This window comes from Cytobacillus sp. FSL R5-0377 (assembly GCF_038004385.1).
Taxonomy (GTDB): domain Bacteria; phylum Bacillota; class Bacilli; order Bacillales; family Cytobacillaceae; genus Cytobacillus.
The window spans coordinates 2,990,351-3,017,307 of record NZ_JBBORA010000001.1 but is presented as its reverse complement, the minus strand read 5'-3'; the positions used below and the strand labels follow the sequence as shown (position 1 = coordinate 3,017,307).

General features: G+C 44.0%; 28 protein-coding genes. 2 read left to right on the top strand and 26 right to left on the bottom strand.

Annotated elements, in window-relative coordinates:
- Positions 1–60: 60 nt before the first annotated feature.
- Both cccB and NSQ49_RS15330 read right to left on the bottom strand, forming a co-directional pair.
- Entirely contained in the window at positions 61–414 is a 354-nt protein-coding gene (gene cccB / locus NSQ49_RS15335; protein WP_159863721.1) for a cytochrome c551, read from the bottom strand.
- 52 nt (positions 415–466) lie between these two features.
- The gene (locus tag NSQ49_RS15330) at positions 467–1,333 is read right to left on the bottom strand and encodes a YitT family protein (protein WP_159863722.1); all 867 of its coding nucleotides are present in this window, start codon (positions 1,331–1,333) and stop codon (positions 467–469) included.
- 270 nt (positions 1,334–1,603) lie between these two features.
- On the opposite strand from NSQ49_RS15330, the gene NSQ49_RS15325 reads away from it, so the two are divergent.
- Positions 1,604–1,996 carry a hypothetical protein gene (locus NSQ49_RS15325; protein ID WP_251284060.1) on the top strand — a complete coding sequence of 131 codons (393 nt, stop codon included), beginning with the start codon at positions 1,604–1,606 and terminating at the stop codon, positions 1,994–1,996.
- 119 nt (positions 1,997–2,115) lie between these two features.
- Here NSQ49_RS15325 and NSQ49_RS15320 read toward each other — a convergent pair whose 3' ends face one another.
- From NSQ49_RS15320 to larB, 4 genes are read right to left on the bottom strand one after another with little or no spacing between them, the layout of a single operon-like run.
- Positions 2,116–2,739 (bottom strand): HoxN/HupN/NixA family nickel/cobalt transporter, encoded by a 624-nt coding sequence (locus NSQ49_RS15320; RefSeq protein ID WP_159863724.1) that lies wholly within the window; start codon positions 2,737–2,739, stop codon positions 2,116–2,118.
- A 54-nt stretch (positions 2,740–2,793) separates the two neighbouring features.
- A complete protein-coding gene (gene larE, locus NSQ49_RS15315) occupies positions 2,794–3,618 on the bottom strand; it encodes an ATP-dependent sacrificial sulfur transferase LarE (RefSeq protein WP_251284061.1) in 825 nt (274 codons plus the stop codon).
- Positions 3,619–3,635: 17 nt separating this feature from the next.
- The gene (locus NSQ49_RS15310; protein ID WP_159863726.1) at positions 3,636–4,358 is read right to left on the bottom strand and encodes a LarC family nickel insertion protein; all 723 of its coding nucleotides are present in this window, start codon (positions 4,356–4,358) and stop codon (positions 3,636–3,638) included.
- Between the two features lie 24 nt (positions 4,359–4,382).
- Positions 4,383–5,123, bottom strand: coding sequence for a nickel pincer cofactor biosynthesis protein LarB (larB, locus tag NSQ49_RS15305; protein WP_159863727.1), 741 nt, complete (start codon positions 5,121–5,123; stop codon positions 4,383–4,385).
- A gap of 55 nt (positions 5,124–5,178) precedes the next feature.
- On the opposite strand from larB, the gene larC reads away from it, so the two are divergent.
- A complete protein-coding gene (gene larC, locus NSQ49_RS15300; RefSeq protein WP_159863728.1) occupies positions 5,179–5,634 on the top strand; it encodes a nickel insertion protein in 456 nt (151 codons plus the stop codon).
- Between the two features lie 87 nt (positions 5,635–5,721).
- Here the strand turns inward: larC and NSQ49_RS15295 are convergent, their stop codons facing one another.
- The 20 genes from NSQ49_RS15295 to NSQ49_RS15200 all read right to left on the bottom strand — a co-directional run bounded on the left by NSQ49_RS15295 (position 5,722) and on the right by NSQ49_RS15200 (position 26,732).
- Entirely contained in the window at positions 5,722–6,351 is a 630-nt protein-coding gene (locus NSQ49_RS15295; RefSeq protein WP_159863729.1) for a bifunctional 4-hydroxy-2-oxoglutarate aldolase/2-dehydro-3-deoxy-phosphogluconate aldolase, read from the bottom strand.
- A gap of 14 nt (positions 6,352–6,365) precedes the next feature.
- Positions 6,366–7,319, bottom strand: coding sequence for a sugar kinase (locus NSQ49_RS15290; protein ID WP_251284062.1), 954 nt, complete (start codon positions 7,317–7,319; stop codon positions 6,366–6,368).
- A gap of 20 nt (positions 7,320–7,339) precedes the next feature.
- On the bottom strand, positions 7,340–8,206 hold the full coding sequence (locus NSQ49_RS15285; protein WP_251284119.1) for a fumarylacetoacetate hydrolase family protein: 867 nt from the start codon (positions 8,204–8,206) through the stop codon (positions 7,340–7,342).
- 19 nt (positions 8,207–8,225) lie between these two features.
- Entirely contained in the window at positions 8,226–9,185 is a 960-nt protein-coding gene (locus NSQ49_RS15280) for a C-terminal binding protein (RefSeq protein ID WP_251284063.1), read from the bottom strand.
- 65 nt (positions 9,186–9,250) lie between these two features.
- Positions 9,251–10,198 carry a U32 family peptidase gene (locus NSQ49_RS15275; protein ID WP_251284064.1) on the bottom strand — a complete coding sequence of 316 codons (948 nt, stop codon included), beginning with the start codon at positions 10,196–10,198 and terminating at the stop codon, positions 9,251–9,253.
- Positions 10,195–11,106: a dihydrodipicolinate synthase family protein gene (locus tag NSQ49_RS15270; protein WP_159863735.1), complete on the bottom strand. Its 912-nt coding sequence runs from the start codon at positions 11,104–11,106 to the stop codon at positions 10,195–10,197. Before NSQ49_RS15270 ends, NSQ49_RS15275 begins: the two co-directional genes overlap by 4 nt.
- 16 nt (positions 11,107–11,122) lie before the next feature.
- Positions 11,123–12,271: a galactonate dehydratase gene (gene dgoD / locus NSQ49_RS15265; RefSeq protein ID WP_251284065.1), complete on the bottom strand. Its 1,149-nt coding sequence runs from the start codon at positions 12,269–12,271 to the stop codon at positions 11,123–11,125.
- A gap of 91 nt (positions 12,272–12,362) precedes the next feature.
- Positions 12,363–13,829: an alpha-ketoglutaric semialdehyde dehydrogenase GucD gene (gene gucD / locus NSQ49_RS15260; protein ID WP_251284066.1), complete on the bottom strand. Its 1,467-nt coding sequence runs from the start codon at positions 13,827–13,829 to the stop codon at positions 12,363–12,365.
- 19 nt (positions 13,830–13,848) lie between these two features.
- Positions 13,849–15,063: a UxaA family hydrolase gene (locus NSQ49_RS15255; RefSeq protein ID WP_251284067.1), complete on the bottom strand. Its 1,215-nt coding sequence runs from the start codon at positions 15,061–15,063 to the stop codon at positions 13,849–13,851.
- Entirely contained in the window at positions 15,011–15,310 is a 300-nt protein-coding gene (locus NSQ49_RS15250; protein WP_159863741.1) for a UxaA family hydrolase, read from the bottom strand. The genes NSQ49_RS15255 and NSQ49_RS15250 overlap by 53 nt, the downstream gene beginning before the upstream one ends.
- A gap of 4 nt (positions 15,311–15,314) precedes the next feature.
- Entirely contained in the window at positions 15,315–16,211 is an 897-nt protein-coding gene (locus NSQ49_RS15245) for a fumarylacetoacetate hydrolase family protein (RefSeq protein WP_159863743.1), read from the bottom strand.
- A gap of 126 nt (positions 16,212–16,337) precedes the next feature.
- On the bottom strand, positions 16,338–17,105 hold the full coding sequence (locus NSQ49_RS15240) for an IclR family transcriptional regulator (RefSeq protein ID WP_159863745.1): 768 nt from the start codon (positions 17,103–17,105) through the stop codon (positions 16,338–16,340).
- A 63-nt stretch (positions 17,106–17,168) separates the two neighbouring features.
- Positions 17,169–19,379, bottom strand: a complete 2,211-nt coding sequence (locus NSQ49_RS15235; RefSeq protein WP_159863747.1) for a dihydroxy-acid dehydratase domain-containing protein — start codon at positions 19,377–19,379, stop codon at positions 17,169–17,171.
- Between the two features lie 52 nt (positions 19,380–19,431).
- Positions 19,432–20,682: a lactate racemase domain-containing protein gene (locus NSQ49_RS15230; protein WP_159863749.1), complete on the bottom strand. Its 1,251-nt coding sequence runs from the start codon at positions 20,680–20,682 to the stop codon at positions 19,432–19,434.
- 16 nt (positions 20,683–20,698) lie between these two features.
- The gene (locus tag NSQ49_RS15225) at positions 20,699–21,973 is read right to left on the bottom strand and encodes a TRAP transporter large permease (RefSeq protein ID WP_159863751.1); all 1,275 of its coding nucleotides are present in this window, start codon (positions 21,971–21,973) and stop codon (positions 20,699–20,701) included.
- Between the two features lie 29 nt (positions 21,974–22,002).
- Positions 22,003–22,554, bottom strand: coding sequence for a TRAP transporter small permease (locus NSQ49_RS15220; protein ID WP_159863753.1), 552 nt, complete (start codon positions 22,552–22,554; stop codon positions 22,003–22,005).
- 68 nt (positions 22,555–22,622) lie between these two features.
- Complete coding sequence (locus NSQ49_RS15215) at positions 22,623–23,642, bottom strand: TRAP transporter substrate-binding protein (protein ID WP_159863755.1); 1,020 nt, start codon at positions 23,640–23,642, stop codon at positions 22,623–22,625.
- A 152-nt stretch (positions 23,643–23,794) separates the two neighbouring features.
- On the bottom strand, positions 23,795–25,060 hold the full coding sequence (locus NSQ49_RS15210; protein WP_159863756.1) for a TRAP transporter large permease: 1,266 nt from the start codon (positions 25,058–25,060) through the stop codon (positions 23,795–23,797).
- Positions 25,061–25,083: 23 nt separating this feature from the next.
- Positions 25,084–25,617 carry a TRAP transporter small permease gene (locus tag NSQ49_RS15205; RefSeq protein WP_159863758.1) on the bottom strand — a complete coding sequence of 178 codons (534 nt, stop codon included), beginning with the start codon at positions 25,615–25,617 and terminating at the stop codon, positions 25,084–25,086.
- Between the two features lie 65 nt (positions 25,618–25,682).
- Positions 25,683–26,732, bottom strand: a complete 1,050-nt coding sequence (locus NSQ49_RS15200) for a TRAP transporter substrate-binding protein (RefSeq protein ID WP_159863760.1) — start codon at positions 26,730–26,732, stop codon at positions 25,683–25,685.
- Between the last annotated feature and the right edge of the window lie 225 nt (positions 26,733–26,957).

The window sequence follows — 26,957 nt, the reverse complement described above, 5'->3', positions numbered from 1 at the left end:
GAAGAGTAATCGAAAAAATAAAAACGCCCTGGTAAACAGAACGTTTTCATTCGAACCCTCTTATTTCTTACCTGCCAGCCAAGACGCTACAGCAGAAGCTTCTTCACCTTGAAGCAATCCTTTAGGCATAGCTCCTTTACCGTTGGCTATTATGTTTTCAATATCTTCCTGTGATAGGTTTGCACCGACTTTATCAAGAGCAGGCCCTACACCGCCTTCAAGATTTGCACCATGGCAGCTTGAACATTTCTGTTCAAAAAGCTTTTGTGCATCACCAGCGTCAGCCGTATCAGTTGTTGTTTCACCGCCGCCGTTTGTAGAAGTGTCCTTGTCTTCAGCAGCATCGTCTCCTCCGCCGCAGGCTGCAAGAACTAAAGATGTACCCATCAGTAGTGCCAATAGCTTCTTTTTCACCTATAATTCCCCCTCAGGAAAAAATACTAAGTACAGCTATATTATACCAACGCTACGCTCGTTTGAAACCCTCGCCCAACACCTCGGAAGCATCCGTAACAATGATAAATGCAGTAGGATCAATGGTTTGAACCAGTTGTTTCAATTTTGTGAACTCCGTCTGATCCACCACACACATCAGGACCGGACGTTCATGGTCGGTATAACCGCCGTATGCTGATAGTTTTGTCACACCGCGGTCAATTTTATTCAAAATTCCTTCACGAACATCACTTTGTTTTTCCGTTATGATTAACGCCATCTTCGTCCTGCTGAAACCAAGCTGGATGAGATCAATTGTTTTACTTGTTACATATAAAGCGATCAAGGCATATAAACCCTGCTCTATATCAAAAATAAGAGCAGCTGACAGCACAATCAGCCCATCAATAATGGCAACACAAGTGCCAAGAGACAAACCTGTATATTTGTTAATAATCTGTGCTGCAAGGTCTGTCCCTCCTGTTGATGCTTTACCCCTGAAAACAATTCCTAAACCCAGGCCGACTCCAATTCCGCCAAACAGAGAAGCCAGCAGCGGATCATTTGTCCATGGTTCATAATCTTTTGTCAGAAAAACGACAAAAGGCAGAAAAATGGTTCCTGCCAGGGTTTTAACCCCAAATTGCTTTCCGAGCAAAAGGACTCCGGCAATAAAAAGCGGAATGTTAAATGCCCACTGAACATATGCCGGCTCCCAGCCGGCAACAGCATCCAGAATAGTACTGATTCCGCTTACCCCGCCTGAAGCAACTCGGTTGGGCAGCAGGAACATATTAAACGCAATCGCCACGATTCCTGACCCAATAAAAACATATAGATACTCAAGCAGCCTATCCGCGTTTGTACTATATGTAAATCCTCTTCTATTCTTACCCATTTCTTCGCCCTCCGGGTCTTCTATTCGATTTTTACCGTCAGTGAGTATAGCATGAAGGTTGCTGCCTGTAAATGACAGTAAACTGCGGCATTAAAGGAATGTAGTTCTCCCTTTTACCTTCCATTATGTTGTGATAAAATTGGTCAATTTATCAAGCAGACAATCTTTATGAAATGTTTATGAACATTGTTGAAAAATGCTGCCGGGCGCCTTCCTATCAGCATGAAATTCAGTGGCATGTGGTATAATGTCGAAAAGGAGGTGAGAAAATTGGAGAAGATTCTTAATGAAATTTTAACTACATTGAAGGACCATTCAAAGAGGTTTGATTCGATTGACCATGAAATATCTGATGTTAAAAGCAGGATCGGAAATGTTGAAAGCAGGCTCGGGAATGTCGAAAACAGACTTGGAAATGTTGAAAGCAGGCTTGGAAATGTTGAAAATAACGTTGATAAACTTTCTAAGCAGATAGAGAACAATGCCACCGAATTCAGAAGCCATTTTAAACATATTGAAACAAAGCTGGATCAGCATGAAGAGACCTTCCATATAATTTCCGATACATTGATGGGTACAAAAATTGATATTGAACACCTAAGTAAAAAAAGCGGAGTCCACGAAACAGAAATTAACCAGCTCAAAAAGCGTATCCACTCCTAGAGCCCTCCATCCACCGGCTAGCTCATTTAAAATTCCATAAAAAAAAGCCTATGCCGGTAATATGCAAGCATAGGCTTTTTTGTATATAATCCTGAGGCAAATCCAAATAAGAAAAACTTTTAAAGAAATAATTCACTCCCAACCTCAAAAATATAATAAATCCCATATAGCACACTTGCTGCTGAAGAGATCCTTATGAGATTTAAGTGTATTTTCTTTTGAGCTTTAGAAGTAATCAAAAAGGGCAATCCTAGAACAGTAGTAAAGAGCAGCATGCCAATAATTGTCCCTGCTCCAAAAATGAGGATGAATAGAAAAGCTTGCATCTCAGTTTGAGCCTGTGCAGTTGTTAATAGAACTAAAGCGGCACTTCCAGCCAGACCATGAATTCCTCCAATGATAAAAGACTTCTTGTGAAAATGCTGTGTGTTGGTCTTTAACTGTTTATGGTCCTTAAAACCAGTAAAACCAAGATATATAAGCATTATGCCCACTGCCAATTCAAGAGAAAGAGCAAGATTGCCAGGAATATGCTGATTAAGTGCAATTACCGTAATGCCCATTAACAGGAGCATTAACGTGTGCCCCAGCCCCCAAAAGATACCTGAGAGTGAAGAGCGAACTAAACGCTTAGTCTGGCTTGCAATTGTTGAAACAGCAATAACGTGATCAGGCTCTGTTGAATGTTTTATTCCTAATGTGAAGCCAAGCAATAATATAGAAAATAATCCGCCTTCAAGCATCTAAATTCCCCCAGCTGCAAAATTCCATTTTTCCAATACAGTTAAGTTCCTTCATTATAAAGCTGTTCCTTCCAGCAATTTATTCATGCTTCCGCTCTTATACCCAGCCAGATCCATAGCTGTATATTTAAATCCAATCGATTTTAATTGCACAGAGATTTCTTTATGATACTTTAAGAGTTCATTCATATCTGACGGATCCACTTCAATTCTTGCAATTTCATGGTGAACTCTGACACGGACCTGCTTGATTCCAAATCCCTTAATAAACTGCTCTGCCTCATCCACTTTCCTCAGCTTCTCAATTGTGATTGTTTCACCATATGCTATTCTGGAGGATAAACATGCAAGTGAGGGTTTGTCCCATGTATCAAGTCCCAGCTCCTTAGAGCGGATCCTAATATCTTCTTTCGTTATATCAGCTTCGGCCAGAGGGCCTCTTACATTTTTTTCAATAGCAGCCTTCACACCAGGCCGATGTTCTCCTAAATCATCTTTAATGAGGCCAAAAGTCAGGTTATGATAACCTTTTTCAATCATAATTGGATACAAATTCTCAAACAGTCCCTTTTTACAGTAATAGCATCTGTTTGAATCATTTTCCGAATATCCGGGAATCGAGAGTTCAGACATCTTAATAATTTGATGCGGGGCATCAATTGCATTGGCAATTCGAATAGTTTCTTCGAGCTCAGAAGGAGGAAAAGATTCTGAGTCAGCTGTAATAGCCAGCACATTTTCTTTGCCTAGAGTATCCACAGCCACCTTTAATAAGTAGGTACTATCTACCCCTCCTGAAAATGCAATAATAATCCGTTCCATCTCTGAAAGTATTTCCTTGAGCCTTTGCTCTTTGACTAAACTGTTATGTATATTCATTTGGACACTTCCTCCTCTTATTGCTCTCCAATCACAAACCTGACAACATTTGGGTGGGATTTAAAATCCTTTGTTCCTGCACCATATCCAATTTTCCGGACTTTCATGGAAGGCATGCTGCCGAACTCATTGGCCAAGGTACGGACAATGGCAGCACCAGTGGGTGTCGTCAATTCACTTTGAATGTCAGTTCTCCGCAAAGGAATATCTTTTAGAATCTCCAAGGTTGCCGGGGCTGGCACAGGATAAAGGCCATGCGCAATATTGATATATCCATTTCCTGCAGCAACCGGAGTGCAGACTACTTTTTCAATGTTTAATGCATTGTAAGCAATCGCGGTCCCTATAATATCAATCATGGAGTCTACACCTCCAACTTCATGGAAATGCACCTTCTCGAGAGTGCTGTCATGTATTTTAGCCTCAGCTAACCCTATCGTTTCAAACATTTTAAAGGCCGTTTCTTTTTCAGTCTCTTCAAGGTCTGATTCTTCTATTGCTTTTTTTATGTGTGTATAGTGGCGGTGAGAGTGTTTCTCTTCTTCTGTATGAATGATTAATTCCGTACTGGAAATTCCCTTTTTTACAACCTTTTTTGTCTCTAACGAAAACTCTTCTTTGATCACAGATTTAAGCTTTCTTTCTATAATTGATAAATCAACGCCCAATTCAGTGAAGGCTGCCAGGGACATATCTCCGGCAATGCCCGAAATACCACAATCAATAAATAATATGTTCATTACAGCTACCCCCTTTTTTAAAGTTCAGATTCTTAGCATCAAAGAAGCTGAATAGCCTGCACCAAATCCATTGTCTATATTCACGACCGTGACGCCGGAAGCACAAGTGTTAAGCATGCTTAACAATGATGTAATGCCATTTAAATGTGCCCCATATCCTATGCTGGTTGGAACAGCTATAACCGGAGAAGAGACCAAGCCCCCGACAACACTGGGAAGTGCCCCCTCCATTCCTGCTACAACAATCAATACATCACATTTTTTAATCTCATCCATTTGTGCAAATAAGCGATGGATTCCAGCTACTCCGATATCATAAAAACTTGCGTAATGATGTCCCATAGCTTCAATCGTCACTTCTGCCTCCCGGGCTACAGGAATGTCAGAAGTTCCTGCACAGATAACGCCTATTTTCTTCTCCGTTTTCAGCTCATAACCTTCAGGCTTATATAGTAGTGTTCTGCCGGATGAGTCATACTCAGCTCCCTCCACCTGCCTGCATACTTCCTCTGCAGATTTGGCGTCAACCCTTGTAGCTAAAACGGTCTTTCCCTTATAAACCAAATGCTTAAATATATGTAAAATTTGCTCTGCTGTTTTACCTGCCCCAAAGATCACCTCAGGAAATCCTTGCCTGAATTCACGCTCATCGTCCACTTTCGCAAATCCGTAATCTGTAAATCCCTTCAATTGTTCTTCGGCTTCCTCAATTGAAAGATGGCCATTTTTTAATTGTGTTAGAATATGTGTAGTATAAGATTGCATTTATTTCTTCCTTTCTTTTCTTTATCTAAAATTCACTTAAGGAGGCTCATAAAAAATGCAGCATGGCCAAGAGCATACTGATCATGACATGATCAAAATTGAAGTAAATCTGGACGACATCCCTGGAGAATGGCTGGGACATGTTATGGACTTATTGTTTCAATCCGGGGCCAATGATGTCTTTTATATACCGATTTACATGAAGAAAAATCGGCCGGGAACCATGCTTCAGGTTTTGTGTGAAAATAAGCTGAAATCCAAGATGATGAATATCATTTTTAGAGAAACCACCACCTTGGGATTACGATATTACCCGCTTTCTGTAAATCGTCTTGGCCGGACATTTCGAAAGGTCGAAACCCCATGGGGGGCTGTCTCTGTTAAAGAGGGGCTGATGCAAGGTGAAATTGTTCAGCAAGCCCCAGAATTCAGTGATTGCAAAGCTATCTCTGAGCAATACGGAATTCCATTAAAACTAGTTTTTCAAGAGGTATGGAAGCAGCTGAAATAAAAATCTAACAACCTAGCCAAAGGACCTCCACCTATCCTAATGGGAGGTTCTTTGGACTTGAAGTAAGTTTCCGAAACCGCCAATAACTCAGAAGTTTATTAATTCGGAAAATTCCTTCGCTTTTTCAGTCAGCTCCAAATAATCCTCATCTGAATTTAACCTTTTTGCATTTACTAACGAACCGCCTACTCCTGCGGCAACAGCCCCCGCTTTTAAATAATCCCGGATATTGTTGACATCTATCCCCCCGGTTGGCATCATTGGGATTTGCGGAAGCGGTCCCTGCAGGCTTTTGAAATAAGAGACACCCATGACATCAGCCGGGAACACCTTAATAATATCTCCTCCATTTTCATAGGCTGTCAGGATTTCAGTTGGCGTGAGGGCGCCTGGGATACTGAGGACACCGTATCGTTTTGCCAGTTTAATGGTTTCCGCATTAACGATTGGCGAAAAAATGAACTCCGCTCCAGACATAATAACAGCACGCGCTGTTTCTGGATCCAGCACGGTCCCTGCTCCTACAATTGCCCGGTTTCCGAACTCTGCTTTTACTTTTTCTATTAACGAGCAAACTTTTGGGGTTTCTACGGTTATCTCAAATGTGCTGATACCGCCGGCCAGCAGCGCATGAGCAATTGGCAAAATCTGATCCTGGCGTGCACCGCGAATAACCGCAACAATCTTGCTCTTCTTTAACTCTTCTATCTTGCCCACAGTTTTCCTCCTTTTTATCTCGTAACATCTTCCAGGCTGCCATCCATAAAGGACTCAAGATCTGACCGATTAGGCAAGCCTTCTGCATCGCCATTCACCATTGTTACCATGGCTCCCATCGCGTTGCCCTGCAGTGCTGCTTCTTCCAGTGTTTTTCCGTCAAGCAGTCCTGAAAGGACACCAGCAGCAAATGCATCACCCGCTCCAACCGGATCGATTACCCGCTCAACTGTAAAGCCTGGAATTTTCTTCACCAAGCCTGAAGATGAAATCAGTGATCCTTCCTTTCCCAATTTCATAATGACTGTTTCAATTCCAAGATCGTGAAATCTCTCCACATATTCCTCAGGTGAACATGTGCCGAATAAAAACTCTGCTTCGGAAATCCCCGGAAGGACTATATCACTTTCAGAAGCATATTTTTTCAAAAATTGCCGTGCTTCTGCTTCATCACGCCAAATTTTCAAACGGAGGTTTGGATCAAACACGATTTTCGTTCCATTTTCTTTTGCTATCCGGATTGCTTTTTCAAACATCTCCCGGCATGAAGGGCTGAGTCCTGGTGTTATGCCAGTAAGATGAAGATACTCAGCATCTGAAATCGACTCTTCCGAAAGCCAGTCAGCATCCATCCGGCTGGCAGCAGAATCTTTTCTATAATAATAGACACGAGTGTCTTTCAAGCGCCTGAATTCTTTAAAAAATACGCCAGTCGGGGCTTCTTGATCGCGCGTCACATAGGAAACATCCACTCCTTCGCCGCGGATGAATGACAGCATTGCATCACCAAATTCATCCTCCCCAACACGGCTGAGCCATCTCGAACGGTGTCCGAGACGGCTCAATCCGATGGCGACATTGGACTCTGCCCCGCCAAATTTCAAAGAAAAAGAATGGGCATGCCGAAGCATTCCTTCCTCATTTGGTGTAAAAAGAGCCATCGTTTCCCCGATTGTTACAACATCCATGTCTATCAGCCCTCTTTCTTCTATAAATCACCTATTACATAATTCGATAGTGTTCCGATGTTTTGAATGGTAATACTCATTTTGTCACCGTCTTTTAGCCACACCTTTGGATCCCGCCCCATTCCAACTCCTGGAGGCGTTCCTGTTGCAATTAAGTCACCTGGCCTAAGCGTCATAGACTGTGATAAAAAAGAAATAATCTGCGGGATGGTAAAGATCAGGTTGCTTGTATTGGAATCTTGCATAATTTCCCCATTGAGTTCGAGTGAGATTGATAGACTATGCGGATCCCCTGCTTCATCCTTTGTCACGATCACAGGTCCTGTTGGCGCAAAAGTGTCTGCTGTTTTGCCCCGGGACCACTGGCCGTCTTTAAATTGCAAATCGCGTGCACTAATATCATTCATGATTGTGTAGCCAAATACATAATCGTTTGCCTTTTCTTCCGTTACCCGCTTGGCTTCTTTACCTATTACAATGGCTAACTCAGCCTCAAAATCGACTTCATTTGAATTAATGGGTATCTCTACAGCATCATTATGGCCGACAATAGCGTTTGCATATTTCGAAAAGATCACCGGCGAGGAGGGCGGTTCCATACCGGTTTCCCTGCAATGGTCAATATAATTCAGTCCGACACATATGATTTTTTCCGGCGATGGAATAGGCGGAAGAAGCTTCACATCAGAAATTGGAAAAACAGCATCTTCACTGTCACGCTCAATCAGGTTTTCAGCAAGCGGCAGCAGCTCTTTACTTTTTTCGATGAAGGTTTTCAGGCACGAAGGATATTGATTTCCGTCCAGCAAAGTTAAGCTGATGACTTTTTCTCCCTTAACAACGCCTATATGCTTCTGTGAATTAATAGTGAAGGCAGCCAGTTTCATATTCAGCACCTATCCTTTCTTATGTCAGGGCATAAGGTGTTTTTTCACCCTTTAAGACCTGAACGATATTTTTCGCAGCCTTTTGGCGAAGCTCCACCATGGCTTCCTCTGAATACCAGGCGCTGTGCGGAGTAATAATGACATTGTCCATATGAAGAAGCGGGCTATCGATGCTAATTGGCTCATCTTCGGTTACATCAAGTGCTGCACCTGCTATGATGGCTTTTTCAAGCGCTTCTATCAGGGCCTTTTCATCAATGATCGGACCTCTTGCAGTGTTAATAATGACAGCATTTTTCTTCATTTGGCTAAATCGGTCTGCATTTAATAAATGGAAGGTATCCTTAATAAGCGGAACATGTACCGATAAATAGTCGGCTTCCCTAATGATTTCCTCCAGCTCCATTTTCCGCACCCCGGCTGATGCCATATCCTCTTCGGAAACAAAGGGGTCATAGGCGGCCAATTTAAAACCAAGAGGCTTTACCTTTTCAATAAACCTCCTTGGAATGCGTCCGAACCCTAGAACACCAACTGTTTGATTATTAAAACGGTGAATTGGGACACAGGCTTTGAAATCCCAATTTCCTTTTTTCACTTCATTATTTAACAGGGATACTTTACGTGCCCAAGATAATAGAAGAGCTAGGGCATGGTTCGATACCTCTTCCATCCCATAATCAGGAACATTAGCTACGATAATGCCTTTTTCATTGGCTGCATCTACATCAATGGTATTCACACCAACACCATAGCGGGAAATCACCCTGGCATTTCCAAGGGATTCTATTACACGTCTGGAGATTGGTGCATATTGATTTAAAAGGGCATCTGCATGCTTAGCCTGCGCGATTACCTCATCTTCCGTTTTGCATTGTGCTTTGACGAATTCTATATTAAGGCCGCTTTCGGTAAATACTGCTTCCTCATATTTGAGATTTTCAAATTCAAAGTCTGTTATAAGTACTTTATATGTCATTCTTTTCACCTCTTAAATAATAGTAGAAATCCCTGGAACGGATTGGACCGCTCAGGGATTGAAAATTATTTGGCCAGCGTTTTTTCAGCCTTCGGAACACCAAGCCCTTCTGCACCCAGCTTTGAAGTAACAGCTTCGGGATAATATCGTTCAATCATTTGAATACCGATGGAAGCACGGCGTACACGCTCTTTTACGAGTGAGATATTCGTGCTTTCCCATTGCTTTCCGGAAGGATAAACATCCGGGTGATTGCGAAGGCCAAATTTGATATAAACCGGAGCGAGAACCCGAATGATTTCCGGGATTTCGTAGTAGCGCAGGAAACCGCCGAAATTATCCGGAACCTCCACATACAAATCAATCGGAATATCAATGGCCTGACGGATTGCTGCAAGCTTTGCGAGCGGTAATGCAGAAGGTACATTATACGTATCTGCTCCGATATCCTGCATCAGTTTTACTGAAACAGGGTTCGCTGAGCCCATTTGCACAGATACCTTTACAACGAAGTCTTCCGGAAGCTGGCCTTTTTTCTTCATCTCCTTTGTTAAGAGAAGAAGTCCCTCATCAGCTACAAGTGCTCCTCTTAAGCCCAGTTCAGCACCGCGCTTTAAATCCTCCATAGCATAAACAAGCTGATCCGCTCCCTCGTGGCGAAGCGCCTGTGATTTCCCCCCCGCTGTAAACGGGGCTGCACTGATATCCCAAGTGCCTCTTGGACCAACAAATAAGCTTAGCTCCATTCCCCGTTCTGCTGTCAGTTCGCACATTTCTTTGATTTCCTCATCAGTCTGGAGCATAATGCCGCTTCCCTGAGAGACACGGTGTATCGTCAAGCCGAGCCGGTCAATTTCTTCAAGCGTAGCTTTTAATGCTTCAGGTCCTTCAACACTCGGAATTTCCACACGGTATTGGGCACCGTCCGGGAATCTTTTTGCGGAAGTGGGCAATTCTCGAAAATCACTGGATGGATAGCCTAATTGTTCAAGCAGTTCGCGGGATTCTTTCATAATTGAACGCCTTCTTTCGTTTCGATGATTTTTAATAGATTACGAACATTTTCACGCAAATTTGCAGGATATACATCAAACGGTGCACGATGGCCTGCTGCTGTATCAAACCAGCGCTGATGAACTGCTTCTTTCATGGATGTGAAAAAGGTCGGACAATACGTGTAAACATCCATCAGGCTGGAAATCTGCAGGTGACTGCTCTGGGCTTTAGCCAGATCCCCTCTTTGATAAGATTCATATAAATCCACCGAGACCTCAGGTGCAAATACTGCGCTGCCATTGATGCTGCCAGCTGCGCCAATCATCAGGGCAGGGAGCATGTGCTCGTCAAAGGCTGAAAAAACCAGGAAATCAGGACGGACTTTTTTCACTTCTGTCATTACCTGGCGAATATGGCCAAAATCACCGACCGTTTCTTTAATTCCAGATATATTCTGATAGTCTTTGGCCAATTTTATGATTAGCTCAACCGGCAAGTTTTGGCCGGTTAATTGCGGAATATTGTAAATAAACACAGGCAGCTCTGTACGGCTGGCAACAGTTGAATAGAAGCGATAAAGCTGATCATCTGAAAGCTTCCAATAATAAGGGCTGACAACCAGTACCCCATCTGCTCCCAGTTCCTCTGCATAAGAAGTCAGTTCAAGGACTTCCTTAAGAGCCGTATGTCCTACACCAACCATTACTTTTACACGTCCGTGAATATGCTTAATCATTTCCCTTACGTACAGCTTCCGCTCTTCAATGGAAAGAGAAGAAAATTCACCCGAGCTGCCCATCAGCAATATTCCATGAATATTCTGTGAAATCAGCTTATCAAGATACCTTCTATTCAGCTCCAAATCCAAATTTCCCGCTTCATCAAATAATGTGACAACCGGGGGGATAATACCATGAAAGCTCATCTTTATTCCTCCTCACTTACCATTCGGCGATGCTGCCATCTTCATGGCGCCAAATAGGGTTTTTCCAATCATGTCCGGCTTCAGCTGCCTGCTTTACTTTTTCCTCGTTAATCTCTATACCGAGTCCAGGCTGATCCGGGATGTTTACATAGCCATCTTTATAGGCGAATACGCCAGGATTATTAATATAATCGAGAATGTCCATCCCCTGGTTATAGTGAATGCCAAGGCTTTGTTCCTGGATGATAAAATTTGGAGTGGAGGCATCCAAATGCACCGAAGATGCCAGTGTCATTGGTCCAAGAGGACAATGCGGCGCAATCGACACATCATACGCCTCTGCCATTGCGGCAATTTTCTTTCCCTCCAGGATGCCGCCTGTATGCGAAAGGTCAGGCTGGATAATATCCACATATCCATCCTGCAGAAGCTGCTTGAATCCCCAGCGTGTATACATCCTTTCCCCGGTGGCAATTGGACAGGTTGTATGCAGGGCAATCTCACGAAGAGCCTCATTGTTTTCCGGCAGCACCGGTTCTTCAATGAACATGGGGCGATAGGGCTCCAGCTCTTTCACCAATGTTTTGGCCATAGTTTTATGAATGCGGCCATGAAAATCAACCCCAATGCCGAAGTCCCTGCCGAGTGCCTCACGTATGGAAGCCACACGCTCAATAACCGCTTCCACTTTTGAAAAGCTGTCTATGTAGTTCATTTCTTCAGAGGCGTTCATTTTTATCGCCTGAAAGCCCTGCTCCTGCTTTTCTATTGCCGCCGCAGCAACATCAGCCGGCCGGTCCCCTCCAATCCAGGAATACACCTTAATCTTTTGGCGCGCCTTTCCGCCGAGCATTTCATAGACTGGTATATTGTAATACTTTCCTTTAATATCCCAGAGCGCCTGCTCAATCCCGGAGATCGCACTCATCAAAATCGGCCCGCCACGGTAAAAACCGCCCCGATACAATGTTTGCCATATATCTTCGATGTCATTAGGATTGCGGCCAATAATATAGTCTGATAGTTCATTAACAGCTGCCTTCACTGTTTCAGCGCGCCCTTCGACAACAGGCTCTCCCCAGCCTGAAATGCCTTCATCTGTCTCTATCTTCAAAAACAGCCAGCGCGGAGGAACTTTATATAATGAAAGCTTCGTAATTTTCATATGGGCACCTCACAACTTTTTTATAAAAAGGAGATTTCTAGTTTGGAAATCTCCTTTTCAGACTCTGAATGTTTTTCCTTAATCAGCCGGTTTATGAGCCTTTTATGAAAACGGTTTTAATCGCTGTATAAAATTCTTTTGCAGCTTCACCTTGTTCACGTGAGCCTGTGCTTGAGGCCTTCATTCCGCCAAATGGAGCCTGAAGCTCTACACCGGCGCTTTCCGCATTGATCCGGACGAGACCTGCTTCAATTTCATCGATGAATTCCAGAATGGAGCTGATATCGGAAGTAAAGATCGAAGCGCTCAATCCGTATTTTGTATTATTTGCCAGGTCAATGGCTTCCTCCAGATCAACGGCTCTAATAAGAGCAATCACAGGTCCGAAAATCTCTTCCTGAGCAATCGTCATGTCTGGTGTCACGTCTTCAAAAATCGCCGGTTTTACGAAGAAGCCCTTATCAAATTCGCCGCCAGTCAGTACTTCGCCGCCATGAACCAGTCTGGCACCTTCATTTTTTCCGATTTCAATGTACTTGTTAAATGTGTTGAACTGGCTTTCACTTGCACATGGTCCCATCCAAATTCCTTCTTCAAGTCCATTGCCTATAGTGATTTTTTCAGAAGCCTCAATTAACTTCTGCTTAAATTCGTTATAAACATCTGATTCTACAATTACCCTGCTTGAAGCCGTACATTTTTGTCCAGAAGAGCGGAAACCGCCGCTGATGACTGCTTCAACCGCCTGGTCAAGATTGGCATTTTTCGTGACAATCACAGGATTCTTTCCGCCCATTTCAAGCTGGAACTTGATGCCGCGGGCTGCTGCTGCTTTCGCTACACCCTGCCCGACAGTTTCTGATCCTGTAAACGTAATAGCGTTCAATTTTGGATGGTCAATCAATCCCTGGCCAATAACAGCGCCTGAGCCTGTTACAAAATTTAAGACACCTTCAGGGAAGCCGGCTTCTGCAAAGCATTCAACCACCTTTGCAGCTGTAACAGCTGCTTCACTCGCGGGTTTGAATACAACCGTATTTCCATATACAAGAGCAGGTGCGATTTTCCAGATAGGAATGGCTACAGGGAAGTTCCAGGGAGTGATAACTCCTACTACTCCAAGCGGTGCACGCTTTGTGAACATAAGGGCGTCTTTATCTGTTGATGGAATAACGTCTCCATCTTTGCGCATTCCTTCCCCTGCATAATAACGAAGAATGGCAATGCCTCGGGCAGTTTCCCCTTTGGCTTCAGGCAATGTTTTTCCCATTTCTCTTGTCATGCTTTCGGCAATTTCATCCAGTCTTGATTCAAGGATGTTTGCTGTTTGGAACAAGAGCTGGCCTCTTGCGGCCTGGCCAAGCTTACGCCATGCTTTCTTGGCATTAAAAGCTGCTTCTACAGCCCCATTCAGCTCTTCCTCCGCAGACTTTTGCACATAGCCTACCGCTTCCTTTGTAGCAGGATTAATGCTTTCAATAACATTTCCGGATGCAGATTCTATCCATTGGTTATTAATAAAGTTCCTGAATGTTTTGGTTTCAACAGTTGTTTTCATAATTGAACTCTCCTTTAAATTAAAATGTTGGGCCAATACGCCAAATTCCAAAGTCATGCTGTTTCAAGATTTCTGCTTTTGTCAATTTGCCATTTGCGACAGCCTGAATCTCCTTCATAATACGTCCGCCGACTTCTCCGACAGTCTCTTTACCGTCTACGATGGTTCCGGCATCAAGATCCATGTTTTCGTTCATGCGTTCGAACATTGGTGTATTTGTCGAGATTTTTATCACAGGGGCAATCGGCGATCCGGTAGGTGTTCCGCGTCCGCTTGTGAATAGGACAATTTGCGCTCCGCCTGCCACCATACCTGTTAACTGTTCGATATCATGCCCCGGCGTATCCATCCAGACCAGCCCTTTTTTGGTCGGTCTTTCTGCATAGTCAATCACTTCTTCCAAACGCGTGGTGCCCGACTTTGTTGCAGCTCCTAGCGACTTTTCTTCAAGAGAGCTTAGGCCGCCTTCAATGTTGCCCGGGCTTGGATTGCCGGTACGGATATCAACACTCATTTGAATGGAGCGGTTCTCCATCATTTTAATGACGGCATATGCTTTTTTAGCAACCGAGTCATTCGCTGCCCGATTGGCAAGCAAATGCTCTGCACCAATTAGTTCGGTTGTTTCAGCTAAAATGGCGGTGCCTCCCTGTTCAACCAGCATGTCGCTTGTTCGCCCAACAGCCGGGTTTGCCGAAAGGCCTGAACATGCATCAGAACCCCCGCATTCTGTACCGACTATCAATTCGCTGAAATCACATAGCTCCCGCTGCACCATGGATGCATCCTGTACCATTTTCACAGCAATTTTTGCTGCTTCGGCAATCGTTTGAAGCGTTCCGCCATGTTCCTGTATGGATACAGTCTCAACCGGCTTGCCGCATTTGGCTATTTCATCACCAATACGGTGTGCCTGATGGGTTTCACACCCTAGGCCGAGGACGATCACACCGTAAACATTGGGGTTCATTCCCAGTCCGGCATAGGTTCTCGCTGTCTGGTCATAATCGGTTCCAACCTGCGCGCAGCCATGCTGATGGATGAATGTAACAGTTCCGCTGACCAGCTCCGTCACCCGCTGTGCCGTTTGCGTCGCGCAAGTAATAGTAGGCAGGATCAGCACATGGTTTCTTACTCCGACACGGCCATCTGGACGGCGGTAGCCCCAAAACTGAAGCTTTTCATTGAACAATCTTGTCACCCCTTCCTCTTTTGCCTTCAAGATTATGAACATGCACATGTTCTCCGGCATCGATTGGGGCAATAGCCGCCCCAATCACCTCACCATACTTAATAATGTCATCCCCCTGGGGAATGGCCCGGACTGCAAATTTATGGCCAAATTGGATCGGCTCAAGAATACGAACTGTTTTTTCGATGCCATCTGCTTTGACCATCACTTCCGCTCCCGCAGGTATATCTGATAGAGCTACAGCCACACTGTCTCTTTCATTTAAAAAAAGTGTTTTGTACTCACTCATTTCCTCACCCCTTGGCGGCTTGCTCCACTTTTTCACTTTGGACAACCGGGTTATTCAGGATTCCTATACCAGGAATTTCGATTTCAATCCGGTCATTTTCCGCTAAAGTAAATTCGTTAGGCGGTACAACGCAAGTTCCTGTAAGAAGGACGGTTCCGTCAAATATTTGGTTATCAAGCACCAGGTACTGAACCAGCTCATCCAGTGTGCGTTTTAACTGGCTGACTTGAGCATCTCCAAAAAATACAAGCTCTTCATCCCGGTAGATGCGGCAGATAATCTGAAATTCATAAGGATCTGAAACAGTCTCCGCCAATACAATAGCCGGCCCAATGGAGCAGGAGTTCTTCCAAACCTTTGCCTGCGGGAGGTACAGCGGATTTTCCCCTTCTATATCCCGGCAGCTCATATCATTTCCGGCTGTATAGCCAAGCACATTACCATCTTTATCAATGACAAGCCCCAGCTCCGGCTCCGGGATTTGCCAGTTGGAATCGGACCTTAGATATACAGGATCATTCGGACCTACCGTTCTCGCTGATGTTGATTTAAAGAAAATTTCCGGCCTCACTGCATCATAGACTTTGTCATAAAATGTTTCACGATCGAGCTTCCCTTGTGTAGCTTCATAATTTCGCGCTTCCCTGCTTTTCTTGTATGTCACGCCGGACGCCCAAACTTCTGGAGCATCAATCGGTGTGGTTAACCTGAGGCCTTCAAGAGGCTGTTTATCTGATTCCTCAGCAACTTGTTTTACAATATCAAACGCTGTTCTGTTTTCTTCACGTGCTGTGGCTATCAATGACATAAAGTCGCTGAATGGAAGGTCTGCCACTTCGTTTTCATTTGTTACACCTGCCAATTGTTTTTCGTTTCCCTTTAGGTAGCGAATAATTCTCATTTTTCTCTCCTCCTGAATGACTATTATTTATGTTTTAAATCTTCAATTAATTCAATGTGTATTTAAGCTACATTCTAAGTGGTAGGGAGAATCCCTCTAAGGATGCTCCCAGCAGAATATTTTGATTTAAATTTTTTGGTACTCATACCCAAGGTCCTGCGATATGCTGGTGCTGCACTCTTTCAGGAGTCCCACGTGGTATTCACGGACTTCATCCGTTACTTTCGAAGCAGGCATGGACATGCTGATCCCTGCTATTACCTCACCGGAATAGTCTTTAATCGGAACTGCATAACAGACAATGCCCGGTTCGTTTTCTTCATTATCCACTGAATAGCCTGCCTCGCGGACATGAGCGATCTCCAAGAGTAACTCCTCTTTTGAAGAGATTGATTTTGGAGTCTGTTTTGTGTACTGATAGTTTTCAAGAAACTGATCCAGTTCGGCATCTGTTTTTGTTGAGATGAGCGATTTGCCTACCGCACTTGTATGAACGGGAACCCTGCGTCCGATGCGGGAGTAAAGAACGGTAACTCCGCTTCCTTCAACCTTATCGATATAAACACCTTCCTGCCCATCGAGAATAACCAGATGAACCGTTAAGTTTGTCATCGCGGATAGCCTTTCAAGATGCTTTCTGGCTACTTTCCGCAGATCAAGATTACTCAGGACCATGTTGCCCCGTTCGAAAAGCTTTAGCCCCAGACGATATTTTCCATTTTCCTCATTTTGAGAAATGTATCTCTGTTCCTGCAAAGTCTTTAGCAGCGAATGAACCGTGCTTTTATGAAGATTCATTCTTTTGCTTATTTCTGTGATGGATAATTCTCTATCCCGCTCGTCAAATAAATCCATAATTTTCAATGCACGTTCAACTGATTGGATAATAGGCATTTTTGCTCACTCTCCTAGTTCTATTTAGCCTAATTTTACAGGAATTTTGACGAGCTTGCCTCTTTAATTTGCAACAGTACCTGTCTCTTGAAGCAAAACATCTGTCTCATAATCCAGAACTGCATCCTCGGCTACGGCCAGCGGAACCACCCCGTTTGCAGCATCCGTATGGCCGTACATGCGATTGCTTGCTGCAACCAGCTTCTGGCGTGCCTTCATTCGCTGCTTTCTCTCCTCTGCAAGAGACTGGCGATCTGCTTTTAAGCTGTCAGTAAAGGAATGGACAACCTCCCCTGCGAAAAGCCGGGATTTGTCTACAAAATCAATGCGGCGTCCCCTCAGCTGAAGATGTACAACATCACCTGTCTGAAGGAAGCCAATGCCGCCGCCCTCGTATCCTTCCGGGGTCATATGTCCAATCGCAGCACCGTATGTAACACCCGAATAACGCCCGTCACTGATAATGGTTGCAAGCTTTTTCATGACCCGGTTGGCATTAATATGCTGCATCGGTGTAAACATCTCCGGCATTCCAAAGGCTACAGGACCCTGACCGGCAATGACAACTGAAATTTTCAATATGCCTTTTTCAGCCATTTCATCAAATAGCTTTTCGTATTTTTCTTCTTTTAATAGTTCCCATTCCGCCCTGTTGTTATATTTCAGTGTTTCCAGCAGGAGGTTATGGTCAAATAGCTTATCCTTTTTAATATCGTTAAGCAGATTCGAGTCAAGCAGGCTTCTGTTTGCATCATCTTCATTTTCAAAGTAAAGAACAAATGCCAGTTTATCATCAAATTGATCAAGCTGCGGCGTCGGCATCCCGCTGATTTTTACCACTGCGCTTTCAAAGAAATTGCCCTGCAGAACATCCACTCCGCTAAATGCCCTGCGCGGTGCTTCAGCAGATAAGATAACAGGATTTTCTTTTACATTTAATGCCTGGAGGCTTCTTGTGATGGAGAGACGCTCTCTCCAGGTTCTGGCTGCAACTGTCGGCGCATCCTGATCCATCGGTACACCATGTTCAAGTAATTCGTAAAAAAGAGTTTCCATTCCCCTGCTCGTTCCGCTGCAGCACTGCATAGCGAGCGAATAAATATCACGGCCTTCTGTCAGGCTATAGTCGAACAAATCCGGAATTGGATGCTCATGATGGATGCGGTCCAAATCCCATAGACTAAACTTGTATCCGCCATAGAGCATGCCTGCAACAATATGCATCATCAGATTAGTGGAACCGCCGGATGCACTATGAATGCGGACCGCATTTCTGATATTGGCAGCCACAATATTGGAAACGCCATACTTTTCTTCATTAATCATGGTGGCAAAGCTATCAAGAACTGAATTGATCTGCCTTTGAGTCGGCGGATCTGTCAGCAGCTCCACCGCCGGATGAACAAGGCCCAGTCCAGCCACAAGATGCCTGGAACTATTTCCGGTTCCATTAAAGGCACAAACCCCTCCCTGACCGTCGCATGTCGCAACTGCCAGCCTCATCTCAAAATACTTATGCTGTTCCTTTGTTAGGATGCCCCTCTCATAGGCACGCTCGAAAACGCCCTGGAAGGCTGTATTGGATGAACACTGCAGGATATATGCCATTGTGTCACGTAAATCGGCAGCCACATCAGCTGCACCATCTGCTTCTGCTTTTTTCGCCAATTCTTCGAGCTCTGCGATGACATCATCAGGGATTGAGCCTCCTTCGAGCACATGAGCAGGCGCAAAGGTTGCAAAAAACGGAGCTTCACCGCGGCTGCGTCTTACCCGGTCGACATGTGCCAGCGCACTGACAACGCCCAGCGGCTGTTTATCACACCCTTGAATGACGAACGCACCGTGATAACTATGTGCCTCAAGCTGATTAACCACCATTTGGGCAACCGCATTCCTGCTTTGCAGGGAATAGCTCATCCCCTGATTGCTTTGGGCAGTGCCGTCACACATAACCGGTGTGGAAAAATAAAAAGGAACTCCTCCGTTTTGCCAAATGCGGATGGCCGCACGCGCAGAGGTTTGATAGTCCATAATGTGTGCAGGATGGTCAGATGAACCTCCGATAATGGCAATTCGCGGAGCATTTACTTCCAGGCGGTTGTAAATTTCCTCGAGTGTCCAATCCGGCTTTCCGCCTTCATAGGAGGAGCCGAGTGTCTGTTTGGCGCGGTCCAAAAGTCCGGCTACCGTAATCGGTTCATTAGCTTTTCCCTGCACATTGTCACGGTATGGATTTACAGGATTATCTATAAGCGGGTATAAATGTGTCATATGAACACTCCTTATCTATCAATCTGCAAGTTTTCTGCAGAGACTCTTCGAATTAATTGAGCACTAATTCCCTGGGCTCGGACATAACTTCTAAATGGCTGTTTTGTTTCGCTTCCTCAATCAGACTCTCAGAGATCCAGATCTCTCCGATATCCAATGTATTCTTGATTCGAACAGCTTTTACCTTGTTTAAATCAAAGGCATTGCAGGTTTTAATCGCAGCCTTGACAGCCAGCTCTTTTGTTTCTAGCACCATAGGAAGCTTAATCACTTCTATCACTGTACTGGTCAATGCATTTGCATAGCCTTTTTCCCATATAATTTCATCCACTACAGCTTTGGTGGTCATATCTGCCATCCCAATGCCATTTGCGTTTCCATGCGTTTTTTCGGTCAGCCCCAGGACAACTGTTCTTTTTATATCCGGTCCGCCAGAGGCATACGGCGTGGCAAAGTTACCCGTAATATTCGGGTCCATCCCATCGCCGGAAATATCTTTTCCAAGCTCATCGACAATCAGCACATCGAACTCATCAAAATGGATTTTGGGCATCAGGGACTTTGCTTCCTTTAACAGCTCCGGCTCGGCTGTTTCCAGGTCCTCCGCCGGTACAGCAATAACTTTTGCTACTTTGTCATAAGCATTCTCAAGCGATGCCAATCCGAAAATGATTGGCGCTTTCGCTAAAGAAATTTTGGCCATTTCCGGCACATGCTCTGCCATATATTTAAAGCTATAGGCATGGGCAGCTTCCGCTCCTTTTTGCTTTCCGAGCCCGATTGTAATCATTTTCATGAGCCCGCTTTCGACTGGTCCGCGGAATGCTGTATGTGGCTTAATCCGGTTAATGACGACAATTTTGTCAGCTTCATAGGCATTTCGGTCAATGTAGACCGGAAGCCCATTTGGAAGTTTGCCAATTTGGACAACCTCCATAGAAGATTTAACAGGAGCCTCTACAGCTTCCTCCGTCACGCCAAGCTGGTGCAGCACATCAATCTGGCCTTCAGCTGTAGCACCGCCATGGCTTCCCATTGCCGGAACTATAAAGGGATGCCCGCCAACACGTCTAATTTCCCTGACGGTTTCCCGCACCAGAACAGGCAATTCAGCCAGCCCCCTGCTTCCTACTGCAATAGCAACAGAATCACCGTCATTTATTTTGGCCAGCACATTGGTTTCATTTAGGGTTTTCCGCACCTCAGCCGCCACATCTTCCAGTTGGGGTGCGGTAAATTTCTGTCTTACTTTCACCATTTTGGGAAGGGGGATATCTTTTAATATTTCATTAATAATGTCCATTATTATTACTCCTTCATCAATTCAGCCATGCAAGCGGAACTGTAATAATTTCCGGGAATAGGATCAATAGAAGCAGCACAATGACATGAACGAGCAAGAATGGCCAAATTCCTTTCGTTAGGTCCACCAGGTTAATCTTACTAATACCACAGCCCACGTATAACACCGTGCCAACCGGAGGAGTGATTAATCCAATACACAAGTTGATTACCATAACAATTCCAAAATAAACTGGATCAATTCCGGCCATTTTAACAAGCGGCAGCAAAACCGGTGTAAAAATCAGGATAGCAGGTGTCAGATCCATTACCAGGCCAATCAATAATAGGAATATCATTATGACTATCATTAACAGCAGAGGGCTGCTGACAAGAGAACCCATGTAACCCGCAATCTCTGCAGGGACATTTGCGACGGTAATAAGCCAAGCTGATACCATGGCAGCAGCAGCCACAAACATCACAACACTCGTTGTTTTTGCCGAAGCGATTAAAACCTGATACAGCTCTTCCAGCTTCAGTTCACGGTAAATGAATAAGCCAACAAACAAGGCATAAAAGGCAGCTACCACCGCAGCCTCAGTTGGGGTAAAAACACCGCCCCGCAGACCGCCAATAATAATAACCGGGAGCATCAGTGCAAAACTGGCCTGCTGGATCGCCTTCAGGATTTCTTTAGCTGATTTCCTTGGCGGCAGTTCACTTGTATCCTTCCTTGACATAAAGAACCAGCCAATCATGAGCCCCACTCCCATCATAATTCCAGGAATGATGCCGCCCATGAATAAATCTGTAATGGATACTCCGGCGGTTACTCCGAATAATATCATCGGAATGCTTGGCGGTATAACAGGGGCTATAATACCGGATGCACAGATGATGCCGGTTGAGGTGTTTACGTTGTATCCTTTGGCAATCATCATGGGAATTAAAATCGCCCCAAGCGCTGCTGTATCCGCAACTGCCGAACCCGATAATCCTGCAAAAAGAATGCTGGCAATAATGGCTACAAAGCCAAGGCCTCCACGAATGTGCCCGACCAGAGCCATGGAAAAGTCTACAATCCGCTTGGAGATCCCTCCTGCATTCATCAGTTCACCAGCTAGAACAAAAAAGGGAATGGCCATTAATGAAAAGTTGTTAGCTCCATTGATCAAATTCTGGGCAACAATTTGGCTATCGAACGTACCCATGGCAAACATCAGCATAACCGCGCTGGCAAGCAGGGCAAATGCAATCGGCACCCCTAATGTCAGCGAGCCAAACAGTGACCCTAAAAAAACTCCAATCATATCGGATTTCTCCCTCCTCTCCTATACCGTTATTTAGCAATGATCCTTTCTTCCTGGTCAGGGTCAGCTTCTGCTGGAACATCTTGTGAGGATTGGATAATGGTCAGGTTATCAGATGCTCCCCGGATAGCCTTAAAAAGGCTTGCAATTATGATCAACATCATCCATATGCTGGATATAACTCCTATTCCATATAAAAAGGAAAGGGGCATGCCTGTTGCTGGTCCAGTACTGTTCATATTGAGAAGCGTCATTTTCCAGCTTCCCTCCAAGATCAGCCAAAGCAAATAAAGAACGATTGCATTACTGATTAGAAAGGCAACTTTCTGAAGTCCCTTTGGCAGTGCATTGACAACAATGTCCACGCCAAGGTGCATTTTATCCTTTAGTGCAGCAATGGCTCCCAGGAAGACCATCCAGACAAAAAAGTAGCGTGACATTTCTTCTGACCAGGTGAGACCAGAATTAAAAACATATCTCAAAACAACATTTCCAAAGACGGAGAGGGACATGGCTGCCAGTGAAAAGGCAATCGCGATGTTTAATAGTTTGGTAGAAAAAGAGTTAATTTTGCTAAACACAGCTTTCTCCTCCCTGCAATTTTAGCTTGGAGGAATAAAGAGGTTTTTATCCTCCAAGCTTATGCTAGTTACTCTGCTTCCGCACGGATGCGGTCAGCTAAGTCCTTCGCCCATTCAAATTCACTGTAGATCTTTTCATATAAAGGCTGTGCTGCTTCTTCCATCTCTGCTGAGAACTTTTCTGAAGGAGCTGTAAACTTTAATCCATTTTCTTCGAGAAATTTCTTATCTTCTTCATAGCTCTTTTCAAGGAGTTCAAATTCATAATCTGCTGCTTCCTTTGACGCCTTTTCGATAATTTTCTGCTGCTCTTCCGTCAGACCGTTCCAAAAATTACTGTTGATGATATACAAGTTAGGGCTGAACATATGCTTTGATTCCAGAATATCGCTTTGTACTTCATACCAGCCGGATGCCCGGACTGTAGCAATTGGGTTGTCCTGGCCATCTACCACTTTTTGCTCCATCGCTGTAAATACTTCAGAGATTGGGAGGGGTGTCACATTGGCACCAAGTAATTTTCCCAGTTCAATATAGTTCGGTATATTCGGCATTCTAAGACGGAGTCCATCAAGATCTTCTAAACTATCAATCGTTTTGTTTGAGGAAATCATTCTAAATCCATTTGCACTCCAGGCAAGGGGCTTTACACCATGCTCAGATTCAAGATCTTCTGTCAATTCGTCGCCAATCGGCCCATTCAAAACCTTTTGGGCATGGTCGAAATTTTTAAATAAAAATGGCCATTCCGGGGCGGCCATTTTCGGAATATCCGCCTGCATAATCAAACCCGGAATACCCATTTCAATGGTTCCGTTGCGGACACCATCATAGAATTCCTTTTCGGCACCCAATGTACTGTTCGGGTAAAGCTGAACTTCCAGCTCGCCGTTAGTCTCTTCTTCTACGATTGTTTTAAACTTTTCTTTCAATGCTACGTTTTGGGGATGGTCCTCAGCAAAGTAATGAGCTACCTTAATGACCTTTTTCTTTTCTCCTCCTCCTGCTTCCTCGCCGCCACAGCCTGTGAGGAATAAGAAGCTTGCAAGCGCAGTGACTGCCAATCCATATAACTTCTTGTTTTTCATCTTCATCTCCCCTTCATTCGTTTTGCTGCAACTATCTAAAGCTGTTAAATGTTCTACAATATAAAACAGAGTTTTGTAATATATACAAAAAGGAAACAGCTATTTCTTTATGAAAATGCTGTTTAATATCTGCAATGAACTGACTTGCCCATTTATAAGAACAGCAGGGAAATCTGCGGAACGACGATAATGAGCAGCAGTGTAATAACCATGGCAAAGAAAAACGGCACAATTGCCTTGGATAACTGTTCCAGTGACAGCCCTGAAATCCCAGCACCCACAAACAGGTTTACACCAAGCGGCGGTGTTATGAACCCAATTGCCAGGTTAACGATCATAATAATCCCGAAGTGAATCGGATCGTATCCAATTTGAATGGCAACTGGCAGGAGGATTGGCGTTAAAATGATGATTGCTGCAATCGTGTCCATAAAACACCCTACAATTAAGAGCAATAAGGTAATGAGCATCATGATGATAAGCGGTTCGCTCGAGATGGATATCATAGCTTCAGCAATTTGATTTGGTATTTGTTCAAGTGTCAGTAACCGTCCAAATGCTGTAGCAGCTCCAACAATAACCAGAACTGATGCAGTCGTTAAGGCAGAATCAACAAATATCTGCGGCAAATCCTTGAGCTTCAATTCTTTATATACAAACACACTGACGATTAAGCCGAAAACAACAGCAACAACTGCTGCTTCTGTTGGTGTAAAGATACCGCCATATATGCCCCCTAAAATAACAATCGGGATCATGAGCGCCCATTTAGCCTGCCAAAGAGCTGTTAGGATGCCTTTTAATGTTGTTTCTTGATTTGAACCCGTGTAACCCATTTTTTTAGAGTGGATATAAGAATAAACCATTAATCCAATTCCCACTAATATCCCAGGAATGATTCCGGCAATAAACATATCCCCGATTGAAACACTCCCGGAAACACCGTATATAACCATTGGAATACTCGGTGGAATGATGACGCCAATTGACCCCGCTGCTGCAACAACTGCAGTTGCAAAACGTTTATCGTAGCCTTTTTGAACCATTGCCGGTATCATAATTCCCCCGATTGCTGCAACGGTTGCCGGACCGGAACCGGATATAGCTGCAAAGAACATACAGGTGATGATGGTTGCCATCGCAATCCCGCCTGTTTTATTGCCGACCATTGAATCAGCTACATTAAACAGGCGTTTGGATATTCCGCCCTTCCCCATAATTTCGCCGGCGATAATAAAGTATGGAACAGCCAGCAGCGGAAAAGAGTCAACTGAGTTGGTTAATTCTTTCATCAGGAATTCCACTGGCATGCTGCCGGTATATAAAATGGTGAATAATACAGCCAATCCGATTGCGATTCCTATTGGAACAGTTAAAAATAGAAATGCGGCAAATGAACCAAATAATACCCCCGCCATTCAGATCCTACCCCCTTTAAAGTCTAGATCACATTTATATTTTGTTCGGCATCTTTTGGCAGTACATGTGTTTTATCAAAGTTTTTAATCGATATAATATTGCCGATGATATTTTGAATCAGGCGGATGCCCGCAAGCCCCATGCCAACTGGTGGAGCAAGGTATACAATGCCTGTCGGAATTTGAAGTGCAGGTGTTGTCTGTCCAAACATCAGCAGCTGGGATGCAATACCGTAGCCATAGAACACTACATATACACAGAATACTAAAAAGAGGATATTAGAGATGAGTGAAAAATAGATTTTTGTTTTATCTTTAAAAAGAATAAGTGCTGCATCCACTTTAATATGGCGATGATGCTTGACAGCATAGCTGATACCGATATAGATAAGCCAGATAAAGCAGTACCGCGCAAGCTCTTCTGACCATGACAGTGAATTTGACATCACATAGCGCATAAAAACCTGTATGAAAATGACAGCAACCATGATAGCCGATAAAACGAATAGTATGTATTTCTCAAAGTTATCATCCAGCCACCTTAGTACTTTAAGCAAACTGATCGCCTCCCTCTTTCAGAAGCGGCCGGCCATCAGGGGACAACCGGCTGCTCGTTTTATATTTATTTTGCCTTATCAATTTCAGCAAAGAACTCGTCTACAATTTCAGCTCCGATTTTCTCTTTGTATTTATCAATAACCGGCTTCACAGCTTCCTGGAACTTCTCAAATTCACCCTCTTTGATTTCTGTAAAAGTCATTTCTTTCTTTAGCGTTTCAAGTGACTCGTCGGCAACCTCGCGTGTGCGCTCACGGTTAAACTTACCTGCTTCTACTGCTGCTTTCGAGATGATATCCTGCTGTTCTGCAGAAAGCTCTTCCCAAACCTTTTTGCTGAATAAGAAAATAAAAGGTGTGTACACATGATTTGTATTGGAAACATGTTTTTGAACTTCAGGATATTTACTTAATAAAATCGTTGGATATGGGTTTTCCTGTCCGTCGATTGTCCCCTGCTGTAATGCTGTGAATAATTCTGTGAATGCCATTGGAGTTGGGTTTGCACCAAGAGCTTTCCAGGCATCTAAATGGATTTCATTTTCCATGGTGCGGATCTTCAATCCTTTAACATCCTCCATACCTGCAACTGGTTTTACATCATTTGTTAAGTTACGGAAACCATTTTCCCACCAGGCCAAACCAACTAATCCCTGCTGATCAACCATCTCAAGCATCTTATCTCCAAAAGGGCCATCCAATACCTTATCTGCCACTTCTTCATTCGGAACCGTGAACGGAAGATCGAAAACACCATATGCCGGAATAAAGTTTACAAGCGGTGAAGTAGATGGAATGGTTGCATCAAGCGTACCGAACTGAAGCATTTCAATCGCTGACCGGTCATCGGCAATCTGGCCGGAATGATAGACTTCCACTGTTAAATCATCTGACTCTGCTTCAACCAGCTCTTTAAATTTCAAGGATGCCTCATATTCCGGATGCTTGTCATTGACCCCAATACTAACTTTGATTGTCCGCTTTCCCCCTTCTCCACTGGCACTATCAGATCCTTTTTCAGTAGCACCGGTCGAGTTTGATCCACCTCCGCATGCTGCCAATACCATCGTACTGAACATAAGAATACTCAAAAATAAAATAGACAACTTCTTCATCAATCTTCCCCCTCAATATTTTTAAAAATGATAGTACTCTATGTTTGCGCTATCATTGGAAGTTCATAAACGCCGTTCGAATTAATAAAACGCTTTCAAAACACTTCGAAAATTTTGTAAGTCTATCACCCCTTTATGCATTTTGTTTTACATTATAAAACTCTGTTCTGTATTTATGAACATATTTGTATTTTAACGTCAGCTTATTTTATTTGTCAAACTATT

Bases quoted from the DNA above. Each gene is read 5' to 3' on its own strand.
- NSQ49_RS15250 (WP_159863741.1), bottom strand. From the start codon at position 15,310: ATGAGTGAGTACAAAACACTTTTTTTAAATGAAAGAGACAGTGTGGCT.
- NSQ49_RS15225 (WP_159863751.1), bottom strand. From the start codon at position 21,973: ATGATTGGAGTTTTTTTAGGGTCACTGTTTGGCTCGCTGACATTAGGG.
- NSQ49_RS15330 (WP_159863722.1), bottom strand. From the start codon at position 1,333: ATGGGTAAGAATAGAAGAGGATTTACATATAGTACAAACGCGGATAGG.
- larE (WP_251284061.1), bottom strand. From the start codon at position 3,618: ATGAATATACATAACAGTTTAGTCAAAGAGCAAAGGCTCAAGGAAATA.
- NSQ49_RS15280 (WP_251284063.1), bottom strand. From the start codon at position 9,185: ATGACATATAAAGTACTTATAACAGACTTTGAATTTGAAAATCTCAAA.
- larB (WP_159863727.1), bottom strand. From the start codon at position 5,123: ATGCAATCTTATACTACACATATTCTAACACAATTAAAAAATGGCCAT.
- NSQ49_RS15245 (WP_159863743.1), bottom strand. From the start codon at position 16,211: ATGAGAATTATTCGCTACCTAAAGGGAAACGAAAAACAATTGGCAGGT.
- larC (WP_159863728.1), top strand. From the start codon at position 5,179: ATGCAGCATGGCCAAGAGCATACTGATCATGACATGATCAAAATTGAA.
- NSQ49_RS15255 (WP_251284067.1), bottom strand. From the start codon at position 15,063: ATGTTCATAATCTTGAAGGCAAAAGAGGAAGGGGTGACAAGATTGTTC.
- NSQ49_RS15240 (WP_159863745.1), bottom strand. From the start codon at position 17,105: ATGCCTATTATCCAATCAGTTGAACGTGCATTGAAAATTATGGATTTA.
- NSQ49_RS15275 (WP_251284064.1), bottom strand. From the start codon at position 10,198: ATGAAAGAATCCCGCGAACTGCTTGAACAATTAGGCTATCCATCCAGT.
- NSQ49_RS15270 (WP_159863735.1), bottom strand. From the start codon at position 11,106: ATGAGCTTTCATGGTATTATCCCCCCGGTTGTCACATTATTTGATGAA.
- NSQ49_RS15290 (WP_251284062.1), bottom strand. From the start codon at position 7,319: ATGGATGTTGTAACAATCGGGGAAACGATGGCTCTTTTTACACCAAAT.
- dgoD (WP_251284065.1), bottom strand. From the start codon at position 12,271: ATGAAAATTACGAAGCTTTCATTATATAAAGTTCCTCCGCGCTGGCTG.
- NSQ49_RS15310 (WP_159863726.1), bottom strand. From the start codon at position 4,358: ATGAACATATTATTTATTGATTGTGGTATTTCGGGCATTGCCGGAGAT.
- NSQ49_RS15200 (WP_159863760.1), bottom strand. From the start codon at position 26,732: ATGAAGAAGTTGTCTATTTTATTTTTGAGTATTCTTATGTTCAGTACG.
- NSQ49_RS15235 (WP_159863747.1), bottom strand. From the start codon at position 19,379: ATGACACATTTATACCCGCTTATAGATAATCCTGTAAATCCATACCGT.
- NSQ49_RS15210 (WP_159863756.1), bottom strand. From the start codon at position 25,060: ATGGCGGGGGTATTATTTGGTTCATTTGCCGCATTTCTATTTTTAACT.
- gucD (WP_251284066.1), bottom strand. From the start codon at position 13,829: ATGAAAACAACTGTTGAAACCAAAACATTCAGGAACTTTATTAATAAC.
- NSQ49_RS15215 (WP_159863755.1), bottom strand. From the start codon at position 23,642: ATGAAAAACAAGAAGTTATATGGATTGGCAGTCACTGCGCTTGCAAGC.
- NSQ49_RS15320 (WP_159863724.1), bottom strand. From the start codon at position 2,739: ATGCTTGAAGGCGGATTATTTTCTATATTATTGCTTGGCTTCACATTA.
- NSQ49_RS15230 (WP_159863749.1), bottom strand. From the start codon at position 20,682: ATGGACATTATTAATGAAATATTAAAAGATATCCCCCTTCCCAAAATG.
- NSQ49_RS15285 (WP_251284119.1), bottom strand. From the start codon at position 8,206: ATGAAACTGGCTGCCTTCACTATTAATTCACAGAAGCATATAGGCGTT.